Origin of the sequence: Parabacteroides sp. CAG:2, from assembly GCF_000436315.1 — a bacterium.
GTDB lineage: Bacteria > Bacteroidota > Bacteroidia > Bacteroidales > Tannerellaceae > Parabacteroides > Parabacteroides distasonis.
Genome location: NZ_FR885271.1, coordinates 1 through 1,904 on the forward strand (window position 1 = coordinate 1; position 1,904 = coordinate 1,904).

2 protein-coding genes and 1 pseudogene are annotated in these 1,904 nt (G+C 46.4%); 1 reads left to right on the top strand and 2 read right to left on the bottom strand.

Annotated features, from left to right (window positions below; all coding sequences use genetic code 11):
* Together QVP94_RS03820 and QVP94_RS03825 are read right to left on the bottom strand one after the other, a co-directional pair.
* Window positions 1–479, bottom strand: a pseudogene (locus QVP94_RS03820) (polysaccharide biosynthesis protein); the annotation flags it as partial.
* Between the two features lie 315 nt (window positions 480–794).
* Window positions 795–1,187: a hypothetical protein gene (locus QVP94_RS03825; protein ID WP_022192008.1), complete on the bottom strand. Its 393-nt coding sequence runs from the start codon at window positions 1,185–1,187 to the stop codon at window positions 795–797.
* A gap of 133 nt (window positions 1,188–1,320) precedes the next feature.
* Between QVP94_RS03825 and QVP94_RS03830 the strand changes: the two genes are divergently transcribed.
* The gene (locus tag QVP94_RS03830) at window positions 1,321–1,809 is read left to right on the top strand and encodes an HU family DNA-binding protein (protein ID WP_022192009.1); all 489 of its coding nucleotides are present in this window, start codon (window positions 1,321–1,323) and stop codon (window positions 1,807–1,809) included.
* Window positions 1,810–1,904: the final 95 nt, after the last annotated feature.

Sequence of the window (1,904 nt, forward strand, 5' to 3'; positions counted from 1 at the left end):
TTGCGTTTCTTACCGAGTTGCAGGAGGACGCTGTTATAGACATTGATCACGAAGACACGCAACGTGACCAACATCACGATCGTCAACGTACTGTCCATGATTCCACCCAACCAATAGATAGAAGGGCTGAAACGGGCTTTCAACAGCCAAAGCAGCAGGAACATCAAGAGCGACTTGCCGATCGCAGCACCACCGATCCGCCACAAGCCACGCAGCGTGGAATGGCGAATAACCCCATGATATGCTTTGAACAGCAAGAACGAAACGATACTGGCCACAAATGAGGAGAGGCCCACTTTCAGCACATCAGACTCTCCAATACGTATATGCAGAATGGAGAACATTCCTAGTACGCCCAGCAACGATACGGAAAGCGAGACGAAAAGGTCCGCACTAAAAATGATCCAACGGTTGATATACCGCAAATTCACCAGACGGCCTAAGGCCAATCGCCATCTGCCCTTATGAAAATCCATCATTTGTATTTTGTTTGTTTTATATTCAATGCCCTAACTTTTCCCAACGGCGGCGCCTGTGACTCGTGGCGTCCCGAAGCGGCGGGCGTAATACAGCTTTCCGTCCGCAAGATCGTACCATCACCCTGGTGGATGATTTGGATCGCATGGGTTGCATTGGGCACGATCTGCACATTGCAACCGTAGATATGGAAGACGAAATATATATTAATTGCCCTGTGAAGTATATATTAATTGCCTAACGCAGTATATATCCTCGGGCACATGCAGTATATCTTCTCAAAAACGGCCAGTTGAGCGGTGTCTGAGACGACTGCTTCACGCATCGTTGATACGGGCACGGATGTTGCTGACGCTTTTACCCTTCGTGATTCGGGGGGTGATGGGTAGAAAGAGGCGGATGAAACGCTCTTTGACCATCTCCTCGGGGGTTATTTTCGGCTCGTTCTCTTGCATGACCAGAATAACTTGGGCCAACTCGGTAACCGTCCGGCATTCGACGATCTGCGCAAGATAGCGTTCCAGATCCTCTTCTTTATTTATATAGGCACGAAAACGGATCGTTTCAGGCATGAGACCGGATCTACCGTCCCCCTCTTCTTGGAAGGTCTCCCCACAATATTCCCCCACATAGAAGTTCTGGATGGCTTCCGTAGCGTTGGGGAGTATCTGGTTATTGCCGCCGTGTATGGTAATCGTTATATCAGACATAAGGTATATATGAATCGTTTGTCAATGAAAAGTAAACAGTTTGTCAACGGTTATCAACGGATTTGATTTCGCTATCCGGGGGTTGTACTTTCGCATTGTCAACAATAAGTTTAATCTTTTAAAAAAAAGAAGTATGATTAATTATTCAACTTACATGTGGAAAAGTCCACTGGATGAGACCGCAAAGGAACAGGCGTACGCCAAGAACCAAGTGATGAAAGTGATGAGTTTCGATGATTTCGTGAAGCACATCTCAGATCACAACGGTGTTTTCACACGCGGCACGGTAAAAGGCGTGGTAAGCGACACCTGCTCATGTCTAGTGGAACAATTGCTGAACGGCTACAAGGTACAATTCGGCGAACTAGGAATCTTTAGTATCTCCATCACCTGCGAGCCGGCTGCTACACTCAAGGACTTCTCCAGCGATAATATCAAGGCCGTGAACATTCTATTCAATCCGGGTATAGACTTCGAGAACCTACGTTCTAAGGCTGAATTCAACCTAGTAACCAGCCGTGCGATCCAAGCCGCCTCGCTGAAGGCGGTAAAAGAGAATAAAGACACGGTGGACTTGGCTGCGTTGAAGAAAGGAGACTCAGAATCTCCCGATGAGATCTAAATCCTACCATTGAGAAATACGGCTTTTAAACCATGAAGCTTATTTTATTCATTTATTTAAAGACTACAAGTATGAAAAAAACAAATTGGAAGAGC